The 22,233-nt window shown below is 45.6% G+C and carries 20 protein-coding genes and 3 pseudogenes; 14 read left to right on the forward strand and 9 right to left on the reverse strand.

All coding sequences use genetic code 11. The annotated features are described in order from the left end of the window. Nucleotides 1-2: 2 nt before the first annotated feature. From csy3 to DA100_RS19320, 6 genes are all read right to left on the reverse strand, one after another. Nucleotides 3-1,046 (reverse strand): type I-F CRISPR-associated protein Csy3, encoded by a 1,044-nt coding sequence (gene csy3, locus DA100_RS19295; protein WP_138973613.1) that lies wholly within the window; start codon nucleotides 1,044-1,046, stop codon nucleotides 3-5. Nucleotides 1,047-1,057: 11 nt separating this feature from the next. Beyond that, complete coding sequence (gene csy2, locus DA100_RS19300; RefSeq protein WP_138973614.1) at nucleotides 1,058-1,972, reverse strand: type I-F CRISPR-associated protein Csy2; 915 nt, start codon at nucleotides 1,970-1,972, stop codon at nucleotides 1,058-1,060. Beyond that, nucleotides 1,969-3,264, reverse strand: coding sequence for a type I-F CRISPR-associated protein Csy1 (locus tag DA100_RS19305; RefSeq protein WP_138973615.1), 1,296 nt, complete (start codon nucleotides 3,262-3,264; stop codon nucleotides 1,969-1,971). Before DA100_RS19305 ends, csy2 begins: the two co-directional genes overlap by 4 nt. Further along, a complete protein-coding gene (gene cas3f / locus DA100_RS19310; RefSeq protein ID WP_138973616.1) occupies nucleotides 3,264-6,638 on the reverse strand; it encodes a type I-F CRISPR-associated helicase Cas3f in 3,375 nt (1,124 codons plus the stop codon). The genes DA100_RS19305 and cas3f overlap by 1 nt, the downstream gene beginning before the upstream one ends. Further along, nucleotides 6,635-7,624 (reverse strand): type I-F CRISPR-associated endonuclease Cas1f, encoded by a 990-nt coding sequence (gene cas1f / locus DA100_RS19315; protein WP_138973617.1) that lies wholly within the window; start codon nucleotides 7,622-7,624, stop codon nucleotides 6,635-6,637. Before cas1f ends, cas3f begins: the two co-directional genes overlap by 4 nt. A 114-nt stretch (nucleotides 7,625-7,738) precedes the next feature. Continuing rightward, nucleotides 7,739-8,575 carry a WYL domain-containing protein gene (locus DA100_RS19320; RefSeq protein ID WP_240800965.1) on the reverse strand — a complete coding sequence of 279 codons (837 nt, stop codon included), beginning with the start codon at nucleotides 8,573-8,575 and terminating at the stop codon, nucleotides 7,739-7,741. Nucleotides 8,576-9,104: 529 nt separating this feature from the next. Here DA100_RS19320 and DA100_RS19325 point away from each other — a divergent pair. After that, entirely contained in the window at nucleotides 9,105-9,971 is an 867-nt protein-coding gene (locus DA100_RS19325; RefSeq protein ID WP_240800967.1) for a universal stress protein, read from the forward strand. Between the two features lie 111 nt (nucleotides 9,972-10,082). Here the strand turns inward: DA100_RS19325 and DA100_RS19330 are convergent, their stop codons facing one another. The 3 genes from DA100_RS19330 to DA100_RS19340 form a co-directional block, all read right to left on the reverse strand. Continuing rightward, nucleotides 10,083-10,952: a mechanosensitive ion channel domain-containing protein gene (locus DA100_RS19330; protein WP_138973619.1), complete on the reverse strand. Its 870-nt coding sequence runs from the start codon at nucleotides 10,950-10,952 to the stop codon at nucleotides 10,083-10,085. A gap of 114 nt (nucleotides 10,953-11,066) precedes the next feature. Next, nucleotides 11,067-11,522 carry a polymer-forming cytoskeletal protein gene (locus DA100_RS19335; protein ID WP_138973620.1) on the reverse strand — a complete coding sequence of 152 codons (456 nt, stop codon included), beginning with the start codon at nucleotides 11,520-11,522 and terminating at the stop codon, nucleotides 11,067-11,069. Continuing rightward, nucleotides 11,408-12,406: a M23 family metallopeptidase gene (locus DA100_RS19340; protein ID WP_240800969.1), complete on the reverse strand. Its 999-nt coding sequence runs from the start codon at nucleotides 12,404-12,406 to the stop codon at nucleotides 11,408-11,410. Before DA100_RS19340 ends, DA100_RS19335 begins: the two co-directional genes overlap by 115 nt. 174 nt (nucleotides 12,407-12,580) lie before the next feature. On the opposite strand from DA100_RS19340, the pseudogene DA100_RS19345 reads away from it, so the two are divergent. The 13 genes and pseudogenes from DA100_RS19345 to DA100_RS21450 all read left to right on the forward strand — a co-directional run. After that, nucleotides 12,581-12,912 (forward strand): annotated as a pseudogene (locus tag DA100_RS19345) (PBPRA1643 family SWIM/SEC-C metal-binding motif protein). Nucleotides 12,913-13,170: 258 nt separating this feature from the next. After that, entirely contained in the window at nucleotides 13,171-13,842 is a 672-nt protein-coding gene (locus DA100_RS19350) for an OmpA family protein (protein ID WP_138973621.1), read from the forward strand. 8 nt (nucleotides 13,843-13,850) lie between these two features. Next, on the forward strand, nucleotides 13,851-14,657 hold the full coding sequence (locus DA100_RS19355; protein WP_138973622.1) for an Ig-like domain-containing protein: 807 nt from the start codon (nucleotides 13,851-13,853) through the stop codon (nucleotides 14,655-14,657). A 54-nt stretch (nucleotides 14,658-14,711) separates the two neighbouring features. After that, complete coding sequence (gene flgN, locus DA100_RS19360; RefSeq protein WP_138973623.1) at nucleotides 14,712-15,053, forward strand: flagellar export chaperone FlgN; 342 nt, start codon at nucleotides 14,712-14,714, stop codon at nucleotides 15,051-15,053. A 157-nt stretch (nucleotides 15,054-15,210) separates the two neighbouring features. Then, nucleotides 15,211-15,792, forward strand: coding sequence for an electron transport complex subunit RsxA (gene rsxA / locus DA100_RS19365; protein WP_006878603.1), 582 nt, complete (start codon nucleotides 15,211-15,213; stop codon nucleotides 15,790-15,792). Beyond that, complete coding sequence (gene rsxB / locus DA100_RS19370; RefSeq protein WP_138973624.1) at nucleotides 15,792-16,376, forward strand: electron transport complex subunit RsxB; 585 nt, start codon at nucleotides 15,792-15,794, stop codon at nucleotides 16,374-16,376. Before rsxA ends, rsxB begins: the two co-directional genes overlap by 1 nt. A gap of 8 nt (nucleotides 16,377-16,384) precedes the next feature. Beyond that, nucleotides 16,385-18,436: pseudogene (gene rsxC, locus DA100_RS19375) on the forward strand (electron transport complex subunit RsxC); the annotation flags it as partial. A 23-nt stretch (nucleotides 18,437-18,459) separates the two neighbouring features. Further along, the gene (gene rsxD / locus DA100_RS19380) at nucleotides 18,460-19,506 is read left to right on the forward strand and encodes an electron transport complex subunit RsxD (RefSeq protein ID WP_138973626.1); all 1,047 of its coding nucleotides are present in this window, start codon (nucleotides 18,460-18,462) and stop codon (nucleotides 19,504-19,506) included. A 9-nt stretch (nucleotides 19,507-19,515) separates the two neighbouring features. Next, on the forward strand, nucleotides 19,516-20,151 hold the full coding sequence (rsxG, locus tag DA100_RS19385; RefSeq protein ID WP_138973627.1) for an electron transport complex subunit RsxG: 636 nt from the start codon (nucleotides 19,516-19,518) through the stop codon (nucleotides 20,149-20,151). Next, nucleotides 20,144-20,836: an electron transport complex subunit E gene (locus DA100_RS19390; RefSeq protein WP_138973628.1), complete on the forward strand. Its 693-nt coding sequence runs from the start codon at nucleotides 20,144-20,146 to the stop codon at nucleotides 20,834-20,836. The genes rsxG and DA100_RS19390 overlap by 8 nt, the downstream gene beginning before the upstream one ends. Before the next feature lie 54 nt (nucleotides 20,837-20,890). Continuing rightward, the gene (nth, locus tag DA100_RS19395) at nucleotides 20,891-21,526 is read left to right on the forward strand and encodes an endonuclease III (protein WP_138973629.1); all 636 of its coding nucleotides are present in this window, start codon (nucleotides 20,891-20,893) and stop codon (nucleotides 21,524-21,526) included. A gap of 137 nt (nucleotides 21,527-21,663) precedes the next feature. After that, the gene (locus DA100_RS21445; RefSeq protein WP_240800883.1) at nucleotides 21,664-21,930 is read left to right on the forward strand and encodes a DUF6444 domain-containing protein; all 267 of its coding nucleotides are present in this window, start codon (nucleotides 21,664-21,666) and stop codon (nucleotides 21,928-21,930) included. Nucleotides 21,931-22,001: 71 nt separating this feature from the next. After that, nucleotides 22,002-22,233: pseudogene (locus tag DA100_RS21450) on the forward strand (IS66 family transposase); the annotation flags it as partial.

Raw genomic sequence — 22,233 nt, forward strand, 5'->3', positions numbered from 1 at the left:
ACCTATTTGTCACTTTCACCAAAAACACCACCACGCACCAATACCGCCATGACGTAATGCTCATCTTCTTCACGAGGCAAGCTTTCACCACGCGCCCATTTATCAAAGAAAGTGTAAAAATCTTGCTTATCTTTCGGGGTACGGAACGCCTTTCCTAAATTGGTCACAGCGCCATAGGGTTCAATCGCAATGGCTCCTGCACTTTTCTCCTCAGATGCGTAATCTGGGTACCAAGTATCAATGGAACGCATTGCGTTACCAATTTTTTGTGAGTGCATCGCAGCATGCTCATTAACCGCATACAGGATTTTACTTTTCTTGGTTTTGCTGTTGCCCTTATCGAGCACTAACTCTTCACTTGGGTAAACTTCTTGGGCTTTACCCACCTTCGCGTAGCAGTCAATTTGCAGCATCAAATGGTCCGTTTCGCTGGCCAGTGCCTGAGCAATTCTGTCGGCCAAACTATTGATGTGTGAATCGTTATGATCAAAGTGGCGAGTACTGAATTGTTTAGAATTAAAAGTCCACGCCTGCTCTGCCCCATTGTTTAATGCCCTGACTTGCACTTCAATCTCTTCTGCGCCAACGCGGTTGCGCCATAGAAAACGGGCATTGGCAAGGTTGGTGGCATAGCGTTTCGCCAATTCGAAACAGCCATATTTGGTAATGTACTGTGAAACCGCAGCACTGTAGCTCTGTTTGAACAGCGCATTGTTACACGCCGAAGGTTGGGCAAACCCCCCTAATACTTTGAGTGTGAAATGTAGCTTTAACGTATCTTGATCCTGGCCCAACGCACAGGCATCCACTCGTTGCAAATTTGGACTTTCAACTTTTGCATCGAGTTTAGCTGGATCTTTTGTGAAATCACCTACGTCTTTCTTATTGAAGCGATTAGAAATCGTGCCACGTACCGATTTTTCTTGCAGCGCTAATGGGGTGGCTTGCTCTTTGGTTTCCCACTGGCATCCAAAGAGGTAACCATCAGATGGGACAAGTTTTTTTTCAAATGCGAGTACTGATGCAGTGTCGTTATTTTTAGCCATGAGCTTGTTCCTTATTGATGTTCGTTGATAGCGTTAACTTGCTGACAAAGGTAAAGATCGTTTTCTAAATCGGGGTGGTATTGCCAAAGGATGTCATCGAGATGTTTGATTTTGTGCGCCATGACAAATTCGCCCAGTGTGACAACACTTTCGGCAAAGCGATGAGGCACTGATGGATCGCGCTGATTTTTTGCCTCACCTAATGGTGAAATGCCCTGAAATCCGGTTGCAATCGGCACAATCCAACCACTCGTCTTGCGCTGGCTATGCCAAACAACACTTTGGTCTTCAAGCTGTTCACAATGGTGGTGTACGGTGAGGTAACCAAGCAGCGCATCTATCGCGTCAGCGCCTTGCTGCATGGCGTCAATCATTAAATCGCGCCGTTCAATCAGCACATAACCCGGCATTAATTGGCGTAGAACCTGGGCTGTATTTTCTTCAGTAATCACAGATTTGATCGAGGGCTTCCCAACAGAAAGAACGTCGCCTCCTGCAACTTTCATCGTCGCGATCACTGCTTGCAACTGCTGGGCAAACTCTGGATGCTGAAGTTGCTCCTCATTGCCACTCCACTCAATGACGAGGGATACATCCAAGTGACAGCGAGCTTCCTCGATAAATGATGGTCTTACAGCATTACCATCAGGTTTATCTTTCTCCGCCTTGGGCTCTAAAGGGTTTCCCGTACCGATAATCGAATAAACAAAGTCACCTTCGCCTTTATGAGTCTGTACATCACAACGGTGGCTCACCACCGCAGCACTATGCAGCATGAGATCGGATAACCTAGCTTGGCTGAGCTTGCGCTCTAAGGCATGCACAAAGCCTAACCATGCCGTCATGGCCGGAAAGCCAATAGTAAAGGGGCTTGAAAGTGCATTGGCGTTGTGAATTTTTAAATGCGGTAAAATCAATACGTTCATCGCAAGTTCTCCTTATTGCTGGCAACCACCTTTTCTATCGCCAGCAGCTCTTGGTCTGCCAATGTGACGGGATTGGAGATCACTTTGCTGCGGGTGTAATGGTTGATTAAGCCACGGGCAATGTGGCGAGTGATTTTATCGAGCCACTCATCCTCTTGCTGACGCTGCTCTGCAAACTCTGGATAGAGCCAGATTTTTTGCTCCAAAGGCAACGCACTCGATAATTCACCGGAATAGTCTTCAAGAAACAGGCGTACTTGCCACATTTTTTCAATCACCAGATCAACGTATTGCTGAATGCGGTAGTCGCGCCCATCACGGAGATTGATGTTGTTGTAGTCGGTGAGAAAGAGTCGATGCAGCGATTCAAGCACCTCTTTGGCTTGCCAAGCGGTAAAACTCTCTTTGAAAAAATCCGTTCTCGGCAGACGAATATCGCGAAGTGTTAACTCCGGTGGAATAGAGGCCAGTAAATGTGCTTTACCTGCAAATTTATTGTTTAACACACTTATATTTGCAGGTTTGGTTCCACCAAATCCTATCGTGGTTAGATCAAATATTTCTTGATAACCAACGGGATGAAACCGATTTGCTTTCTTACACTCTCTTGCCTCGTTCGCTTCATTACTAAATCGAAGTGCATCAAGTCGTTGTCGGAGCTCAAATAAGTGCCCAGAATGCGTCAATAAAGAAAGTAAGTGATACTGCTGATCTGCGACCGGAAAATAAACCTGCTTGATTTTTGAGTTCGTAGATGTTCCTTCACTTGTACTTTTAATAGCTAAGAAGCTTGACCGGAGTTGTTCATAGTCAACACCTTTAACTGCTAAAAGCGCTCTAGCTACTTTAGTCTCAGACTCGATGTGTTTAAGAACACTCATACCATCAGAAAGAGTAACGCTAAGGAAATCTTCAGCGGCCAACGCGCCAGCATCTCCAACTGAATCAGTCAAATCAAGCCTCACATTGCCAGATCTGACAAAACCATCATTACGTTGATTTCCTTCAAATAATACAGGAGATACAAATGTGCCATCCTTAATATTTGTTTTTCCAACGCCTGTACTTGGATGGCTAAATTTACTTGGATGAGTAGTTAACGCCCTACTACATATTCTACGCGCCGCATCAGGCAACCAATTGTCTAATAGAAAGTTTTGCTCACACTCCTGTTGTTTTTCTAATACTTCTGTATCAGACATTGCTGAACTGGTGTTTTTCTTTAGCCATGCTTCTTTACGCTCAGCAAAAAAGGCGGCTATTGCTGGATCTAACACACGACTCCCCTCCATTATTTAACCTTAACCAACCCTAGTTGGTCGTTGAAGCTGTATTGCTGATTACCTTCACGGTAGATAAAACTGAGTTCTCCATAGCGCACTGAGGTGGCGAACTCCTGCTCAGGGCTTGGACTGTATAAACTGACTAACTCACTGTAATCACGCTGTAGCCAAAGCTTCTGTTGCTGCGTTGGTGCCAGCGGCCGATGTTCAATATTCAAGGTGCGTTCAATCGGATGTAAGCCGCCCTGTTCTTCACGCAAACAAAACTCAATACTGCGCGCTTTTTTGACTAAGTAGATTTGCACTGTGGGTTCACTTTTACGAAAGCGTTTGAAGTGTTGTGGCAATGCGGTAAGCCACCAGTAGCCGTGAATATGACCATGCAGATGCTCATACCAACATGACTGCGGCGAGCTACTGCGACGATTACGGCTGTATCGATCCTGACGGCTGATATTGGCTTGCTGTGGTTTGCCAATTTGATCGGAGCCAAGGGTTTTCGCGGTGGCAAAGTGCTCTAAATCTGCCAAGTTGTTGCGCGGTTCTAGCACTGCTCGCTTTTGAATACGGACAATGGCATTAACCGCTTGCAACAGCGACTTTTCATCCACCAACTCACATAAATCATGAGTGGCAAGCTGAGTAGCGCTGTCTGTTTCATAACCGGGATGATTAAATACTCGCTCAGCGCCGCCCTTAAAGCCTTTAAAGTTGTATTGCAACAAGCCAATATTGGGCTCCTGTATCTCGCCATCGCGATGCCTGCGTACCCGACCTGCCATTTGAATAATCGAACGGAAAGATGAGGGTTCAATTACCGCCCAGTCAAAGTCATGATCACGCCCCACTTCTTCAACTGGGGTGGCAACCAAAATAAAAATCAGGTTTTTTGCTTGGCAAGCCGCTAGGTGTTCGCGGATCACGGGATGAGAAAAAGCACTTGGCAGTTCACCCGCTTGCTCTTTGCGCTTGAGTACTTCATCCAAATGCTTTTCTTGCTCATGGCGCAGTAACATCACTTGCTGACTGTGATAAGCCATGCAGCGCACTTCGGTATCGGCTGGCCAATCACAGCTGAGTAGATATTGGGTTAATTCGACGCAAGGTTGAATATTGGCAACACGAACCACGCCAAACGATACCCTTGTTTGGCTTTCTGGCTCTAAGGTGTTGTTGTGCTGGTGTTTGGCCAAAACCGCTTGTTTGACTATCTCGAAATACTGTTTTTCTAGCGGTTGATCATTCTGTTTAATACATTGAATGATATCGGCTTTTCTCTTCGCGACCTGCTGTTTTAGCTTATCCACGCGTTTAGACACAAAGCGTTGCTGGAAAGCCTCATAAGCAGCTAAATCAGCATCATCGCTACCCACCATCTGAACATCAGCTCTAAATTCATCGACATAAACACAATTAACAGTGCTGACTCGATCACGGCTGGCAGCAAAGACTTTCCATCCTTGACGATAGGCATTGTATAAACCCAATGCTAAATCCGGCGGTATAGTGGCAGAGGAAATCATCACTTTGCGCCCCAGCATGCCTGCCAAATGCACTAATCGGCCAATCGCAATTAGATCATCGCCTGTGAAGTCGTCAATTTCATCAATCACCAAGTCTGATGACATTAAACGCAAACAGGGCAGAATATAGCGCCCACCACGCTTGGTTTCAGTCGCGGCCATGATGTGATCGATGGTGCATACCAGTACAGGGGCATACAGAAGTTTTCGATCTTTTTCTTTGGTTAAAACGGTCGTGAGCTCTTCTTCAGGCAGCACACCTTGCCAATCTAGAATATCGTTTTCATCTTGAAGACTCTCCAAAGACTCAGAACCAGCATCCGCTTGTTCAGGTTCAATGTCGTCTTTTTCAGCCGCTTTACCCGATTTATGCAACTCCGAAATGGCTTTAGAGCCAATCAGCACTGCTAAATCGCTCTCTTTCAGTTTGAGTCTTTCTTTATATTCGTCTCCGGTTTGCAAAGTGAGTGTACGCAGGCCAAGTGCCAGAATAAAACGCAGACTTTCACCCTCTTCAGATAACGCCTGCATAATTTTGGCATTGGCGATGGTTTTGCCACAACCGGTACTGGCCATGTTCACCACAAAATAGCCTTGGCTTTTATCTTCCGTGTGTTCACGCCACTCATTGATTTTGCGTACCGCTTTGTCTTGCCAACGGAATGCTTTAGGCGTGTTGGCCTTAGGTGCAAGCTCGCTGAGCTCGGTGGCTTTGAGCGGCTCGGTTTCAAAAAACGGCAGTAACTTCACTGTGTTCACCGCGACTTTAGCGACATTCACTAAGTGCTCATCCAGCTTTTGTTTACGTGCTTTGGTGGTGGGTTCGGTGTTAGCGTACAGCTCTATCGACGTTTTCCATTGATGATCATTGGGTTGTGAAGAGTAATAGTGATCACCCAGCATCAGGCACAATCGGGCATGATGTAAAATACCCCGCCAACTACCATCATTGATTGCCTGATCGAGTAAAGGCAGATGATGCAATAGATCCTTTGCGCGGCGTTTTAGCTCAGCAAGCCAAATAGAGGAATTGGAGAGCAGCCCTAACGGAAATTCAACACATTTCGGCAGCAGCGCATTGTAATTATCAAAGCGGTTTTCATAGCCCCATGCTGGGGTAATTCTGGCCAACAATTCCTCTAAAGAAGCGTGACCCACTTCTCGCAGGTTATTACATAGCGCTTCTTCTTTTGGCAAAGGTAATCGGTGATGAGAAACAATCAACCAAGCAATCAGCGCAGCCACGGTCGGCAATTCGGCAAGCGCCTTTTCTTTAGGCAATGCATTAGCATTAAAGCAAGTTTCATCTATGCCTTTATCAATCAGTGAATTTAGCCAAACCTCATCAAGACGCTCATGAGTTTGATGAGTAACCCATTGTTGAAAGAGCAGACAAGATACCCACTCATGGCGTAGCGGGTCACCTTTATGCTTGGTTTTAATTTCTGGATTTAACTTTTCCTGAAAAAGTAAAGAGGCTTTACCCCAATCATGAAGTAAAGCGGCCATCCCAGCCAACCCTTTGATAAGCGGTAGATATTTCCAGTCACTTTCATAATCCGAGTTAAGCAAATCTTTTTCTGTGTAATTTACTGGCACTACACCCTCACTATTAAATTTCTTCTTGTTACCCACCACCCATAACAACTGGCTGCGCGAGCGGGAGCGGATCCAGTGGCAACTGACTGCGGTACTGCGGCTGGCGGTTTGGCGCAGCATTTTTTTCACCGTGAGTAACCCTTCTTCGGTGATGAGGGTTTGCCAGGTGTTATCGCCAATGCGGTTGGCGAAGGCATCCAGTACACGGCGGGTTTTCTTGAGGGCGTTTTTCTCGCATTGGCTAACAAAGGTGACCATCATAATTGATGTGCCTCGCGCTCTTCTTCCTCTTTGCCTTGCAGTGCGACGTGTTTCACTGTGTCGAACATGAAGTCGAGCGCTTTGTGTTCGATGAAGGCTTGCAGAATTTGTTGGCGAAACTCTTGTTCGCTGGCGTTCTCTTTGGCGCAAACAAACGCCCACGGCAGCACAATCGCATCTTTGATTAAGTCGGCGACATCAAATACCAAAGCACCACGGCGGGTTTTGCCATGCATGACGGCAAAGCCGTGCGGAATGCCCAGCACCCACAGGCAGCTTGCCGCAAGCCCGTAGGCTAAATAGTTGCCGTGATTGAGAAAATCGTTGGCTTTGTCGGTGCATTTTTTATCCGGCTGATGCTGACGCGTAAAGCCTTCTTTGCCTGTGTTATTGGCGGCGTACTTGTACAGAGCTTTGGTGAGTTGCGCTTCAGTGAGGAGCAGATCGGCTGGTTTACTCGCGGCTTCAGTACGTTGGTAAAAGGTATCAAGGGATTGCTTGATGACTTCATCTTGTAGATTAAATTTCTCATGGGTTAATTCTCGATCGGCGCGCCAAACACGCTGCAAATAATCAATCCGTGCGTTTTGAAATTGTTTGGCGGCGGCCAAGCGCTTTTCATCATCAAACCAGAATGAGAGCCAGCCTTGTAAGTATTCTGTTGGGCGATACTCGCTCTGTGGCGTGAACCATTCCACCTCGCAAGCCATGTGCAGTGGCGTACCGCCGCCGCCACAAAATCCGACCAATACGCCGGCCTGTGAGAGCATGCGCATTGCGGCTTGAGTAATGGAGGTGCCGTTGCCGAGCATGAGTACGGTGGTATTAGCAATCGGAATATTGAAGTAGAGGTTTTCTTTGTCGGCTTCGGTCAAATAGAGCACGCGGCCATCTTTTTGCATCACACGGCAATATTCCAAGTAATACATATTGGCGCGCTTTGAGTGTAGGATGACTTTAAGATCGGAGGGTGAGAGATCGTCCATAACTTGCTCCATGTTTCACGGTTATGCATACACTTTATGTGATTGTTGCTAAAGCTCAATCCTGCACATTTATTCAGGTAAAGTAACTTTACCTAAGCGTGACTTGGCTGAGTTTTAACGTTCAAATAACCAGGGTTTGACGTCACGTGGGTTAACCAAAATCAGTTGTTGGGCTTCTGGCGTGCCTTCGAGATAGTGGGTTTTGACTTGCATCTCTTTGAGTAGGTAATCAACCAATGCGGCACGTGTGGTTATACGCAGTTGTCCGTTTTCCATTTGGTAATCGTGGGAGATGACTTCTTTTTGCTCGTCATTTAAGCGTGGATCAGGGGCGAAAATTAACCCCACCTGCGTATTCCAAACCCGATCATCTTCTTTGGTGTGATCTGAAGCATCGAGTAACTCAACATCACCGCGGCAGCGGCTTAAGACCAAATCGCGATAGTCCTGCGATTTTTCACAGTAGCCACGAACATGCCAACGCAAACCAGTTTTAACCAAGGTATGGGGGTGGAAAATTCGCCCTTCCCATTCGGGATTGGACAGTGACACATAGCCAAGCTCAAGGCGTTTTTGTTGACGAATCGCTGCCGTTAGCGCTGCAATCACCTGTGGTGCAACATAACGCTGTGGAACGGAGCTGTGCTCACCCAGTGCGGCATTGAATGATGACTGAGGTGCATAAAACTGACCCGTACTGAACCACTGCAAATAATGCTCAAGCGAGTGTTTGGGGGCTTCAAAGAGATATTGCGCGCTAAATTGATAAGGACCAGACACCATCTTCTTTAACCGTTCAGGATGTTGCTCTTGGTAGGCTCGGATATCCTGATAGGCTTGTTGGCGGGTAATCGAAAACTGATCGACCAGATCTTTGTTACGAACATAGCCTTGCCACACGGCAAGCATTTCTAAAAATCGATGCCGTTCTTGAAGAGTGTGTATGGTCACGCTGAATATGCCTATCGTCTAACAATGAGCATAACGTAGCATAATCAATAAGATGTGTTCGTGATTATTTCGACATTACACATCGAAATTCACAATAATGGAATGAGGGATATCGAGCAAGGAATGTATTTCAAAGTATAACTTTGAAAACGACTGCAACTTTGCTCCAAAGCCATAATGGAGAATTTTAGAGTGGCACAACTTTTACTGAAGCATTCGAAACTGGATGCACCATTCGTTGAGTTAGAATTGGTCTTAAAAGGAGGTAGAAGGTAAGCTTCGTTCCTTGCCGACTGGCTAAAGCGAATCTAGCCAATATTAAACGTTTCTATATCTTCCCCTATCGTTAGCGGAAAACATGCTTTGCTATTGGTCGAGGTCATGAGGCTAGGTGAAGTATGATATCTATCGGCTGGTCACCAATATTTCTATTGGTGTACCAATTAAAACTTGACTAAGCTTAGTTACAGGATTAAATCCCTTCTATACAAAGACTTATTGTCGCATTTAATCGCAAATGGATATTGAAATGAATGCAGTCTACCTACTGACCAAGGTCAGTGCCAAACCATCACGTCGGGTGTTAAAGAAAGCGGTTCTTTTTGCTCTGGCATCCAACAAGTCCTTGCGTATCTACGCTGAAGACTACAGGCGCAGTGAGGAGCACACCTTTCTAGACTTTCTCCTTCACTCTGAAGAAAGTTCTGTTCGTTACGATGATTACTTTATGCAGTGGTGTGATTCTGTCTTAGAGCAAATCGAAGAGATTCGAGCAGAGTATGAACTGGCCGCACTCGAAGTAAATTTCGAACTACTTTCGGGCAGTAACTGGGAGAAGCAACTCACTCACCAATGTCAGGGATACAACGATCTGTTTCTTATTGATTACGCCAAAGGCGTACTGGCACCACAGATACTTAGAAAGCTCTCTAGTCAAAGTAACGACATACTACTGCTGACCGAAAAAAAATGGTCACAGAAATTGAAGCTCGCCACCGCTATTGACCCACTTCATCGTGGGGACAAAAACGCCGAAATTGATAAAGCGATTATCAACCGCAGTATAGATATTGGCTCTAGACTCAACGCCAGTACCACCCTCGTCTATTGTCAGTATGTCGCACCTTATCTATATCGTTACTCAAAAGAGATTCTCTCCAACCAAAAGCTAGCGATACAAGAATTTCTCAATCTCAATAAGTTTTATCAGCTTCCTTTGCGACTGATTGAAGCGAACCCAGAAGAAGGGTTGCCTAATGCGGCAATCTCAATCGACGCTTCTATTTTGGCAATGGGGGCGTGTAAACGGACCGCGTTGTCTCGCTATTGGTCTGGTAGCACCGTGGATGTTCTGATAGCCAACCCGCCATGTGATTTATTGCTTATCACCAAGTAGGCAACCTAAAGCACGATAGCAAAGCCTACGGATTAACCATAGCGATCATTGCTATCAATACGATTAAAAAACGCCAAAAGAGCATGGTAACTCTTTTGGCGTCAACTCCGTTTAGGCTTTTTTCGACTCTCTAACGATGGTGAGGGCACCATCTAGATGTATATCACGTTGTGGGTAAGCGATTGTTATGTCGTGCTGTTTGAACATAGCGTCAATCTCAAAACGAATATCGCTGGTTACTGCCCGAACCTCGCCTTCTACCTGTGAGTTAATCCAGAAAAACGTTTCAAAGACTAATGCGTTGTCTCCAAAATCCTGGAAAAAAACCGCAACTTCAGGGGTTGAAAGTACTTTGGGTTGGTTGATGGTAATATCACGCATTAACTTCTCAACTAACCGAACATCACTTCCGTACGCCACTCCAACAATGACTGAACCTCTTACCAATTTATCCCTCAGAGTCCAGTTAATCACCGTATTTTCAAGCAGTTTACTGTTAGGAATCAGCATATGAACCCCATCAACACGTCGAATTCGTGTCGAGCGAGTGTTAATTTGTTCCACCGTTCCTTTTGCCCCTTCAACCTCCAGAAAGTCACCAATACGAATCGGTTTTTCACCTATCAATATCCAACCACTGATAAAGTTGTTAATGATATTCTGCGCACCAAAACCAAATCCAATCGCTATAGCACCGGAAAGAAAGGCAAATGCGGTGATAGGAATGTTCAGCATTGATAACGTGGTAAGGAAAATAACACCAAGTGCGAAAACAAAGAGCACTCGCTCGATTAAGTGCACTATATTTGGGTCCTTACCCGATGATGTTAGTTTTACGCGAACGCCTTTTATGAGTAACTTAGAGACCCATAAGCTGACCACAACCCAAGTGGGTACCGCCAGAATAGCCCATAGTGTCACGGGTTGATCGTTAAAGGTAAAAAGTGTCATTTCCAACCAAGAAATTACCTTTTCCAACATACTCATCCCTCTTAGTACATCACCTATTTGTTTTGTCGTTATCTATATCATGAACTCATGATTATCGCTGCGGGGTATTGGTATGCGCCATAACAACTTTTGCTTTTGGCGCAATCAAGCACACTGGCCGACAGCTTCTTTGTTATCGTTGCGTTTGTCTTTACTAGCTTGGCTGGTGTTAATCTTTTTTACCGAATCAATGGTGACCACTTCTTCTGCGGTAACGTTTTTCGAGTTACCTAGGAATACACCGCCTTTTTGAATCGTAAACTCTCCCGCAGAAACCTCACCTTCTAGGCGACCGTCACCCAGTATCTCAACACTCTTGGTGTACACTTTGCCACGAAAATGGCCATTAACGACCAAACGATCCGCTTTCACTGAACCTTCAACCGAACCAGTTGCGCTGATAGTCACGGTTTGGTCTGTCTCAATACTGCCTGTGACTCGGCCATCTATTTGGATATTACAAGTAAGTTTGAGTTCTCCGCTGATGTCGGCTCCGTCAGCGATGACAGTCTGTGTGAGGTGGCGATTCGATTCTCTATTTTGTTTACTAAATAATCCCATTCTATGTCCTTATTCGATTCAAAAATCGCGGCAAAGTTATTCATATCCCATTGAGTAAATGGCAGTGGGTCAAGGGCGCGTCCTACCATACGGATCTCATAATGGAGATGGTAGCCCGTCGACAGGCCAGTATTTCCAGACAAACCAATCAGGTCGCCTTTTTTAACGTATTCTCCAGGCTTCACTTTGAAAGCTTTTAAGTGGGAATACGATGACGTAAAACCAAATGAGTGAATGATGCGCAGAAAGTTACCTGAGCCCTGATTACTCTTGCGTGTCAACTCAACAACACCATCAGCAGGTGCGTAAATTGGCGTACCAATGTTGACGGCATAATCTATACCACGGTGCATAGAACGCGTCTTTTTCACTGGATGAGTACGCGTGCCAAATTTAGACGACAGGTAACCAATTTTGACTGGCTTGCCGCTGGGAATTAATTGCAATATCTGGTGACGAGCAGCGGTGCTGAGTGCGGCGAGATCCGCGCGCTCACGCAATTCTAACTCTTCATCCGGCAGTGACATCGCTTTCTCTATTCCACTCAGTTTCTGCTCGACATACACCAGCTCTTTCTTGAGCGACTCAGCATCTTGAAGCTGTTGTTTCAATTGTTGCTCTTTAGCAGCCAATTGCTGCTCAAGCCGCTGGGTTTTATCTGCCAGCTGCTGCGCTTGATATTGAGAGTCTGCAGCATTAGTTAGTTGTATCACCAGTACAGTGACCAGAGCGCCAAACACCAGCGCAGCGAATAATAGGCTGAGTTTGATGCGACGAATAGTTTGCGGCGATAGGTTTAGGAATTGAGTTCCCGTTACACTAGAGACCGCCACTGTAAAATTACTGGATTTCATAACGTCAAAAATACAAGGGGTTACATTCATTTGTTCTCAAGGCTGGCAATTCTAGCAATCTACTTCCTCTAAATCAGATTGGAAGGGCAAATTCGTTGACTCGATTCCAGTCTTATAAAATCCGTTTAATATCAGATTTATCATTTTAATACGATACGTATAATCCCTGCTCAATTTCTTACATACCAAGTAAAGAGTATCTGCATGTCTAAGCTGTTTTTTAAAGGTCGAATCGAAACTCGACAAAATCACGTACTGTCAGGCTACAACGTTAATCGTGCCATCAAAGCAGGTACTGAAGAAGCACCGATCAATATCGTTGTTCCGACAGAGTTACGCAAACAAGAAATCGAGACCATCACTCAGGAGCATTCGATTGTCGCTAACATCACTGTAGATGAAAGCCAAGAGGAAAATACGATCGAGCTAGATACGCTCCTGAACAAGGCAAAAACAACAGTTTTCGAAAAAAAACAAACAGAAACGACCCTTGTAGTTGTGGTAGTGGCAAAAAATACAAGAAGTGCTGCGCTTAGATTGCTAATACCGCCCTCACACGGCGGTATAACGCTTATCAACCTCCAGCCTGACCTATATTGACGCCTAAGCCCCCTAGTTGCATTGACTTACGCATCAAAGCCTATGTTTAAACCTCAACCTTATAATTTAAATAACTTATAGCCGAACTCGCCAACATCGCGCGTAGGAATAATCTGTGTTTTCATTAAACGTCATGATATTTCTATATAATAGCGTTAACATTACGGTTAATTACCATTTAAATTATAAAAGCTATGAAAAATGTGATATTACTCGCAAGTACGTTAAGTGTTCCTGCATTGGCTACGGATGAGTCTCCTCGGTTTTTTATTGGGCTAAAGGGCGGATACCAATGGGCTCTAGACGATACTTACAATCAATCAAATCCAGAAGGAACAATCGTTGGTGTATATGGTGGATTGCAGTTTACTCCATCTTGGAGTTGGGATGTCGGCTATCAACATCATGAGAAATTAAAAGCTACTGCCACATCAGTTGACGTAAAAACTTGGTTAATAGAAAGTGCCCTGCGTTACGATTGGTATCTACAAGACAATTTGAGCTTATATGGTCGACTAGGCGTTGCTTATTGGGATATGGAAAAAACAATCAACTTATCTGATAAGCTCGAGGCCTCTGGTTTTTCTCCTCTCGGCGAGGTTGGGGGGCACTATCACTTTAATTCTAACGCTAAAGCTGTTGTGGTTGGACACACTGACTCGACAGGCTCAGCATCTTACAATCAAAAACTCTCTGAATATCGTGCACAAACATCCGTCAGTAAACTGATTGAATTGGGAGTAGCACCGACACAACTTGAATGGCAAGGAGAAGGGGAATCTCGACCTATTGCTGACAACAATACAGAAGATGGGAGAGCCAAAAACCGCAGAGTTGAAATTACTATCACCAATTTTAAAATTTAACGGAAATTATGATTCAGTTTTTTAATATTTTTTTTACCCTAGTGGGCTTGACATTGTTGGTTGGCTGTAATTCTGAGGGGGCATTCAATTCGTTACCTCAGCCGTCAGTCGACGCGACAGTGATAGAGATTTCAGTAACTCCTTCACCTATTTCGGTGTTAAAAGGACGCACGAAACAGTTAGTGGCTCTGGCCAAATTTGACGATGGAACTGAATTTGATATAAGTGATTCTGTGACATGGGCGATAGTTGGAGATCCAACCATCGCATCAATTTCAGCTTCAGGTTTATTAACCGGTATCGCTAAAGGTAGTACCGCGGTCACTGCCATGAAAGGTGGCGTTATAAGTAATACGGTGAATGTCAATGTGTGTGATCTAGCTGGTGCATGTATTGATATTTTCGATGTCGGTAATGGAAAATTGTTTACCAACTCCCCATCTGTAGCTTATTTAGACAGTATTAATGTAGGTGGCATAACTAATGGAACTTATACTGAAAATGGGAGTTACGGCCCCACAGGTGATTTCTATCAATTCAACTGGGCTAACGCCAACGCTCTATGTGTTAACTATAACACCTATAGTATCGGTGGGCGTACTAACTGGCGCCTAGCAACAAAAGACGAGTTAAAAGTGGAGCTGTTTGATAGATTTGGTAACATGTTTACTGCGCATGGTTGGCCGACCTACCAAAGTTACTGGTCAATTACGCCTGACGGATCTCTTTATTACGAAGTAGATCTTAACTCTGGTATCATCATCAGCATAAACCCAAGTGTCACGTTCTACGTATCCTGTATCTCAGAGCCTTAATTCACTCATTCAGTATAAAAACAAGAAAGTCGCTCATTAGGGGAGGTTTACAATGTGTATCTGACCTTCGATGCGACCAGCTTGCAATACAACATTGATCAGCAAGCGCCACTGCTTAAACAGTTAGAGCATCATGCAAATATACGGAGTCAGGCCATGAAAACACTTGGTCTGACCGCCGATCAACAAGGTATTGAACGGCTGTTTAAGGTTCTGCCCGCTCAACTGGCAAAACAGATTAAACAGCAGTGGTTAACCTTGCATTCATTAGTTGATCAATGCCAGCAATATAATCATGAAAACGGGGTAAGCTCAGCGAGTTTTCATGAACTGATTAGTCAACAAAACGACCAACGTTTCGACTTAGAGGCACCCCCTCCCCTAATCACTCTGTAAACTCGATTTTTTGCCTTTACGCCAGCAATTTACCCACAAATGATTCAATATCCCGTATAATTTTTACTCAACAATAGAAAACCTTATCTTTCGTTGGTTGTTATTGGACGAGCAAAGCAGGATAATGTCGGGATCGGAATTTCAACACTATATAATTATGACCGAATATCTTTTGTTGTTGGTTGGCACTGTGCTGGTCAACAACTTTGTACTGGTGAAGTTTCTGGGTTTATGTCCATTCATGGGCGTGTCGAAAAAGCTAGAAACAGCAATTGGAATGGGGTTAGCGACTACGTTCGTTTTAACCTTAGCGTCAGTGTGTGCGTATCTCGTGGAGAGCTACATCCTTGATCCGCTCAATCTTCAATACCTAAGAACCATGAGTTTCATTCTGGTTATTGCAGTCGTTGTGCAGTTCACAGAGATGGTGGTGCACAAAACCAGCCCAACACTTTATCGCCTGCTTGGTATCTTTTTACCCCTAATCACCACCAACTGTGCAGTGTTAGGTGTCGCTCTGTTAAACATCAATGAAAACCACAACTTTATTGAATCGATCATTTACGGCTTTGGTGCTGCGGTTGGTTTCTCACTGGTTCTGATTTTGTTTGCCTCTATGCGTGAGCGAATTGCAGCGGCCGATGTACCTATGCCTTTTAAAGGTGCCTCGATTGCAATGATTACCGCAGGACTGATGTCGCTTGCCTTCATGGGCTTTACAGGTTTGGTGAAGTTGTAATGAGCTCAATATTAATCGCGATTATAGCCATTGCTGTGCTGGCGGCGGTATTTGGTGCCGTGCTTGGTTTTGCTTCGATTCGCTTCAAAGTAGAAGCCGATCCTATTGTCGATCAAATCGATAGCATTCTCCCTCAAACCCAGTGTGGTCAGTGTGGTTATCCTGGTTGTCGCCCTTACGCGGAAGCCATTGCCAATGGTGATGACATCAACAAATGTCCTCCAGGCGGCCAAGCGACAATAGAAAAACTGGCTGATTTAATGGGGGTGGAAGCGACAGATTCTGCTCATGACCTTGAGAATGCGGTAAAAACCGTCGCCTTTATCCATGAAGATATGTGTATCGGCTGTACTAAGTGTATTCAGGCGTGCCCTGTTGACGCGATTGTCGGCGGCACAAAAGCGCTGCACACAGTCATTAAGGATGAATGCACTGGCTGTGACCTTTGTGTCGCACCGTGCCCAACTGACTGTATTGAAATGATCCCTGTAGAAACGACTACAGCGAGCTGGAAGTGGCAGATGGACGCCATTCCTGTTGTTGATATTACCGATTCTGCGCCAGCGCAGAAAAGTGTGAATTAAGGACTGGCATGTTGTCACTAATCGAAAAAATAAAATCAGGTGCACTTTGGAGCTTCCCTGGTGGTGTGCACCCAGCGGAAAACAAAGCTCAATCGGTCTCGCTGCCGCTGAGTCGCGCATCTGTTCCGGCACAAATTATCCTGCCTATCAAACAGCATATCGGTAAGCCGGGCAACCTTGCAGTTGAGGTTGGAGCTAAGGTTCTCAAAGGGCAGCCACTCACCAAGTATGACTCCAGCTTTATGTTACCTGTTCACGCGCCAACCTCAGGTACTGTGGTGGCGATTGAACCACGAACCACCGCGCATCCGTCGGGTTTAAGCGAAGTTTGTATCGTTATCGAACCGGACTTCACAGACCAATGGCAAGAACGCGAGGCTTGGCCTGATTTCGCTCAGCGAACGCCAGATGAACTGATTGAAAAGATCCGTCAGGCGGGTGTTTCCGGCATGGGTGGCGCAGGTTTCCCGACGGCTAAGAAAATTCAATCTGGACTTGCTCGTACTGAAATCTTAATCATCAATGCCGCTGAATGTGAACCTTACATTACCGCCGATGATGTACTGATGCGTGAGCATGCAGATGAAATCATCAAAGGCATTGAAATTGTTGAACATATTCTAAAGCCAACACTGACCGTGATCGGGATTGAGGATAATAAACCACAAGCGGTTGAGGCCCTTCAGCAAGCCGCCGAAGATAAAGATATTGTCATCCGTGTTATTCCGACCAAATACCCTTCTGGTGGTGAGAAACAGTTAATCAAGATTCTGACCAATAAAGAAGTTCCTAATGGCGGTATCCCAGCAGATATCGGTATCTTGGTACAAAACGTAGGTTCACTTCAGGCTATCAAACGAGCCGTTTGTGATGGTGAAGCATTGGTTGAGCGTGTAGTGACGTTAACTGGTGATACCTTCAAGCAGCCTAGAAACGTCTGGGCTTTGATCGGAACGCCAGTTCAGGCTTTGTTAGATGAATTTGGCTACAAAGCTGATAAGAAGCTGCCACGCCTGATCATGGGTGGACCGATGATGGGCTTTACCTTGCCTCATGCACAGGTTCCTATCACTAAGACATCGAACTGTATTCTGGCACCAACGCGCAAAGAAATTTCGCCAAATCAATATGAGATGGCGTGTATTCGTTGTGGTCAGTGTGCGGAAGCTTGTCCTGCCTCACTTCTTCCTCAGCAATTGGTCTGGCACGCCAAGGCGGAAGAGTACGACAAGTGTGAAGAGCAAAATATTAAGGATTGTATTGAATGTGGTGCTTGTGCTTTTGTCTGCCCAAGTGAAATACCTCTGGTTCAATATTACCGCCAAGCTAAAGCCGAAATTCGTACTCGCAAAGAAGAATCTGAAGCAGCCGAACGCGCCAGAATTCGCTTTGAAGAGAAGAAGGCTCGTCTTGAAAGAGACAAAGCTCAACGTGAAAATCGCTTCAAGAAAGCGACTGAAGATCGTCGTAAAGAGATGAAAAACAGCGGCGAAGATGATGCCATTGCGGCGGCCATTGCTCGCGTAAAAGCTCAGAAATCTGCTGACGCTGAAGAAGGTCAAGCGGTCAAACCTGCTGTTGCCGCTGCCATTGCCAAAGCGAAAGCTAAGCAAGCTGCCGCCCAACAACAAGGTAAATCTGAGCCAGACAACAGCGAAATGGCAAAACTGCGTGAAGAGCGTAAACGTCAAGCCCGCGAACGCAAAGCTGAGAAATCGCAACACGTCGAGGGCGCATCAGAAGATAAAAAGGATGCCGTTGCTGCGGCGATCGCTCGTGCTAAAGCACGTAAGGCGCAGCAAGACAACGGCGAAGCTGACAAACCTGCACAAGATGAATCTGCTGATGCTGGCGATGCGAAGAAAGCCGCCGTTGCGGCCGCTATCGCTCGCGCTAAAGCACGTAAGGCGCAGCAAAATAGTGCTGAGACTGAGCTACCATCTGAAACACCTCCGGAACCATCTCAGGAAAGCACGACAACCGAGCAAGATCCTAAGAAGGCAGCGGTTGCCGCGGCTATTGCCCGAGCTAAAGCTCGTAAAGCACAGCAAGAACAACAAAAACAATTTGAGGAGAAAGAGTAGTGGCCTTTTTTATTGCCAGCTCACCCCATGCGCACAGTCGTAGAAGCACTCCTGATCTTATGAAATGGGTCGCGCTTTGCGCCCTACCCGGTTTGGCTGCCCAAACCTACTTCTTTGGTTGGGGAACCATCATCCAATTGATGATGGCAATTGTGATTGGTTTATCGTTAGAAGCCTTGGTGATGGTCGCTCGAAAGCGCCATCCTATGTCTGCCTTGAGAGACAACAGTGCGTTAGTCACGGCTTGGCTATTAGCCATCGCGATTCCACCTTTGTCTCCTTGGTGGGTGATTACTATTGGCCTTATCTTTGCCATCATCATTGCAAAACATTTGTACGGTGGTATCGGTCAAAACCTGTTTAACCCAGCTATGGTTGCTTACGTTGTACTGCTGATTTCATTCCCAGTACAGATGACCAGTTGGATCTCTCCAGCCGAGTTACAAGCCACACCGATCTCCAGTGGTGATGCATTATCGCTGATTTTTACAGGCCTAAATTTAGAAGGGCTGTCGCTGCAGCAAATTCGTAGTGGCATTGATGGTATTACCATGGCGACGCCACTTGATGCCTTTAAAACTTCACTTTTAGCTGGCCACACGAGCAGCGAAGCTTTGAGTCAACCTCAATTTAGTGGTCTGGCTGGCATTGGTTGGGAGTGGGTTAACCTCGCCTATCTCGCTGGTGGACTATTGCTAATTAAACTAAGAGTCATTAATTGGCACATCCCAGTAGGTTTTCTGATCGGTTTAACGCTAATCAGCAGCCTATTTGCGCTGTTTATGCCTGGCACAACCGCTTCGCCTATCGTACATCTGTTATCTGGTGCAACCATGGTTGGCGCCTTCTTTATCGCAACCGATCCCGTTTCAGCGTCTACAACAGTTAAGGGGCGTCTCATCTTCGGTGCTTTTATCGGTGCTATGGTGTTTATTATTCGCAGTTGGGGTGGATTCCCTGATGGTGTGGCGTTCGCTGTACTGCTTGGCAACATGTGTGTACCTCTGATTGATTACTACACCAAACCAAGAACTTATGGGCATTAAGGTTACGTCATGTTAAACGCTATTCGAAAAAATGGTGCCGTACTGGCTATTTTTGCCTGCGCTTCTACAGGTGTGGTGGCACTGACAAACTATCTGACTAAAGATCAGATCAACTTGCAGCAACAGAAACAATTGCTATCAGTACTCAATCAGGTGATCCCTCACGATCTGCACGATAATGAGCTCTATAAGGCCTGTACTCTGGTCAATAGCCCACTTCTGGGCACTGATGCTGACATGCCTGTGTACATGGCGACACTAAATGGTCAACCTTCCGCCATGGCAATTGAAGCTATCGCACCAGATGGCTATAACGGAGCGATTAAAATCATCGTCGGTATCAAACAAGATGGCACGATTTCTGGTACTCGTGTTCTTAGCCATCAAGAAACACCCGGGCTTGGTGATAAAATTGATCTACGCATCAGCGACTGGATTTTAGGGTTTGTGGGTAAGTCTTTGACTGATAGTAATCAAGCCGATTGGAAAGTTCGCAAAGATGGCGGTCAATTTGATCAGTTTACCGGTGCAACCATTACACCACGAGCCGTTGTGAAAGCGGTCAAAAAGACGGCTGAGTACGTCAATACTCACCGAGATCAAATACTGGCTCAGCCACTCACATGTGGAGGCAACAATGAGTGATCATAAAACACTGATTAAGAACGGCATGTGGGATAACAACCCTGCGTTAGTTCAACTTCTTGGTCTGTGCCCACTGTTAGCGGTCTCTTCTACCGTGACCAACGCACTTGGACTTGGAATCGCAACGCTATTGGTGCTGGTTGGCTCAAACGTCACCGTATCATTAGTCCGTGATTACGTGCCTAAAGAGGTACGTATTCCGGTGTTTGTGATGATCATTGCCGCATTGGTGACTTGCGTGCAGTTGTTGATGAACGCCTATGCTTACGGTTTATACCTATCACTAGGCATCTTCATCCCTTTGATTGTGACCAACTGTATCATCATTGGTCGCGCTGAAGCTTTTGCGTCGAAAAACGATGTTCTACCCTCTGCACAAGATGGGTTTTGGATGGGCTTAGGCATGACGAGTGTACTCGTGGTGTTGGGTGCTATGCGTGAGATCATCGGTAACGGCACTCTATTTGATGGTGCAGATTTGCTATTGGGTGAATGGGCAACATCTTTGCGCATAGAAATTTTCCACTTCGATAACAGCTTCCTACTGGCGCTGTTACCACCGGGTGCCTTCATCGGCGTGGGACTACTGATCGCAGCGAAAAACGTCATCGACAAACAAGTCCAAGCTCGTCAGCCAAAACAACAAAAACAGACTATTGAACGAGCTCGTGTAACCAACCAATAAAAAACCGCGCATTCTTTTATTCGCGTGGCATAAAACACTGGAAAGCAGCCTCAAATGAACAAAGAGAAACGAATACTAATACTGGAACGCTTGAGGGAAGATAACCCGAACCCTCAAACAGAGCTGAACTGGAACACACCTTTTGAGCTTTTAATTGCCGTTCTGTTATCAGCACAAGCAACGGATGTCAGTGTCAACAAAGCTACAGACAAGCTCTATCCGGTTGCAAACACGCCACAAGGGCTGCTCGATCTCGGTGTTGATGGCGTCAAGGAGTACATTAAGACCATCGGTCTGTTCAACTCCAAAGCCGAAAATGTTATCAAGACTTGTAAGATCTTAATCGAACAGCACGGCGGCGAAGTACCTGAAAATAGAGAAGCGTTAGAAGCACTGCCAGGGGTGGGACGAAAGACCGCCAACGTCGTTCTCAATACCGCGTTTGGCTGGCCAACAATTGCTGTCGACACTCATATCTTCCGCGTTGCAAACCGCACCAAGCTTGCAATGGGGAAAAACGTTGACCAAGTGGAAGAGAAGCTACTCAAAGTTGTGCCTAAAGAATTCAAACTCGATGTTCATCATTGGTTAATCCTCCATGGTCGCTACACTTGTGTAGCACGCAAACCACGTTGTGGCAGCTGTATCATAGAAGACCTTTGTGAGTTCTCTGGAAAAACAGATTTGTAAAGAATCCTATTATTAACTGTAAACACAAGCAAATAGTGTAAGCGTTCACCAGCAGTCCATTGACAAAAAGTGTGAGTTAACGCAATTGATCCAACATTCCTAATTGAGTGATCATTTCTAACCGTCATGCTTAATGCATGAAAAAGAAAAAATCTAAATTCTCATCTTCGCCGCCCGTAGCCTCAGATATCAACGAAGCGAATGCGCTGATTGTTGAGCTCTGGGAGCAGTTGCGCCACTATGAGGACAAGCTCAAAACTAGCAGCGCTAATTCATCCAAATCACCATCATCCGATGGGCCTAAAGAGCGGGCTGAAAGAAAAAAGCTCAAAGCTCTAGTGGTCGCAATCCGAGAGGAGCTACACAAGGTCACTCAGGGCACAAACGACAACTCTCAGAATTAAAACCATCTGATACCTTTGTTGAATGTTACCCAGATAGTGCCTGTTCTTGTTGTGGCGATACGAACCTTAAGATGAGTGATAAACCTTTTTATCGACATCAGGTTCATGAAATTCCCAAACCGACAATGGATATTGCCGAGTATCGGCTCTTTTCTGGTAAATGCTCTCAGTGTGGCGAAACCGCGAGGGCCAGAAAGCCGAGCGATATACCTCAAGGCATCATGGGCCCCAATCTATTGAGTCATATCGCGATCTTGGCTGGTCAATATCATCTGAGCGTGCGTAAAATACGCTCTTTACTTA

Origin of the sequence: Vibrio sp. Hep-1b-8 (assembly GCF_006124995.1) — a bacterium.
In the GTDB taxonomy this organism is placed as follows: Bacteria; Pseudomonadota; Gammaproteobacteria; order Enterobacterales; family Vibrionaceae; genus Vibrio.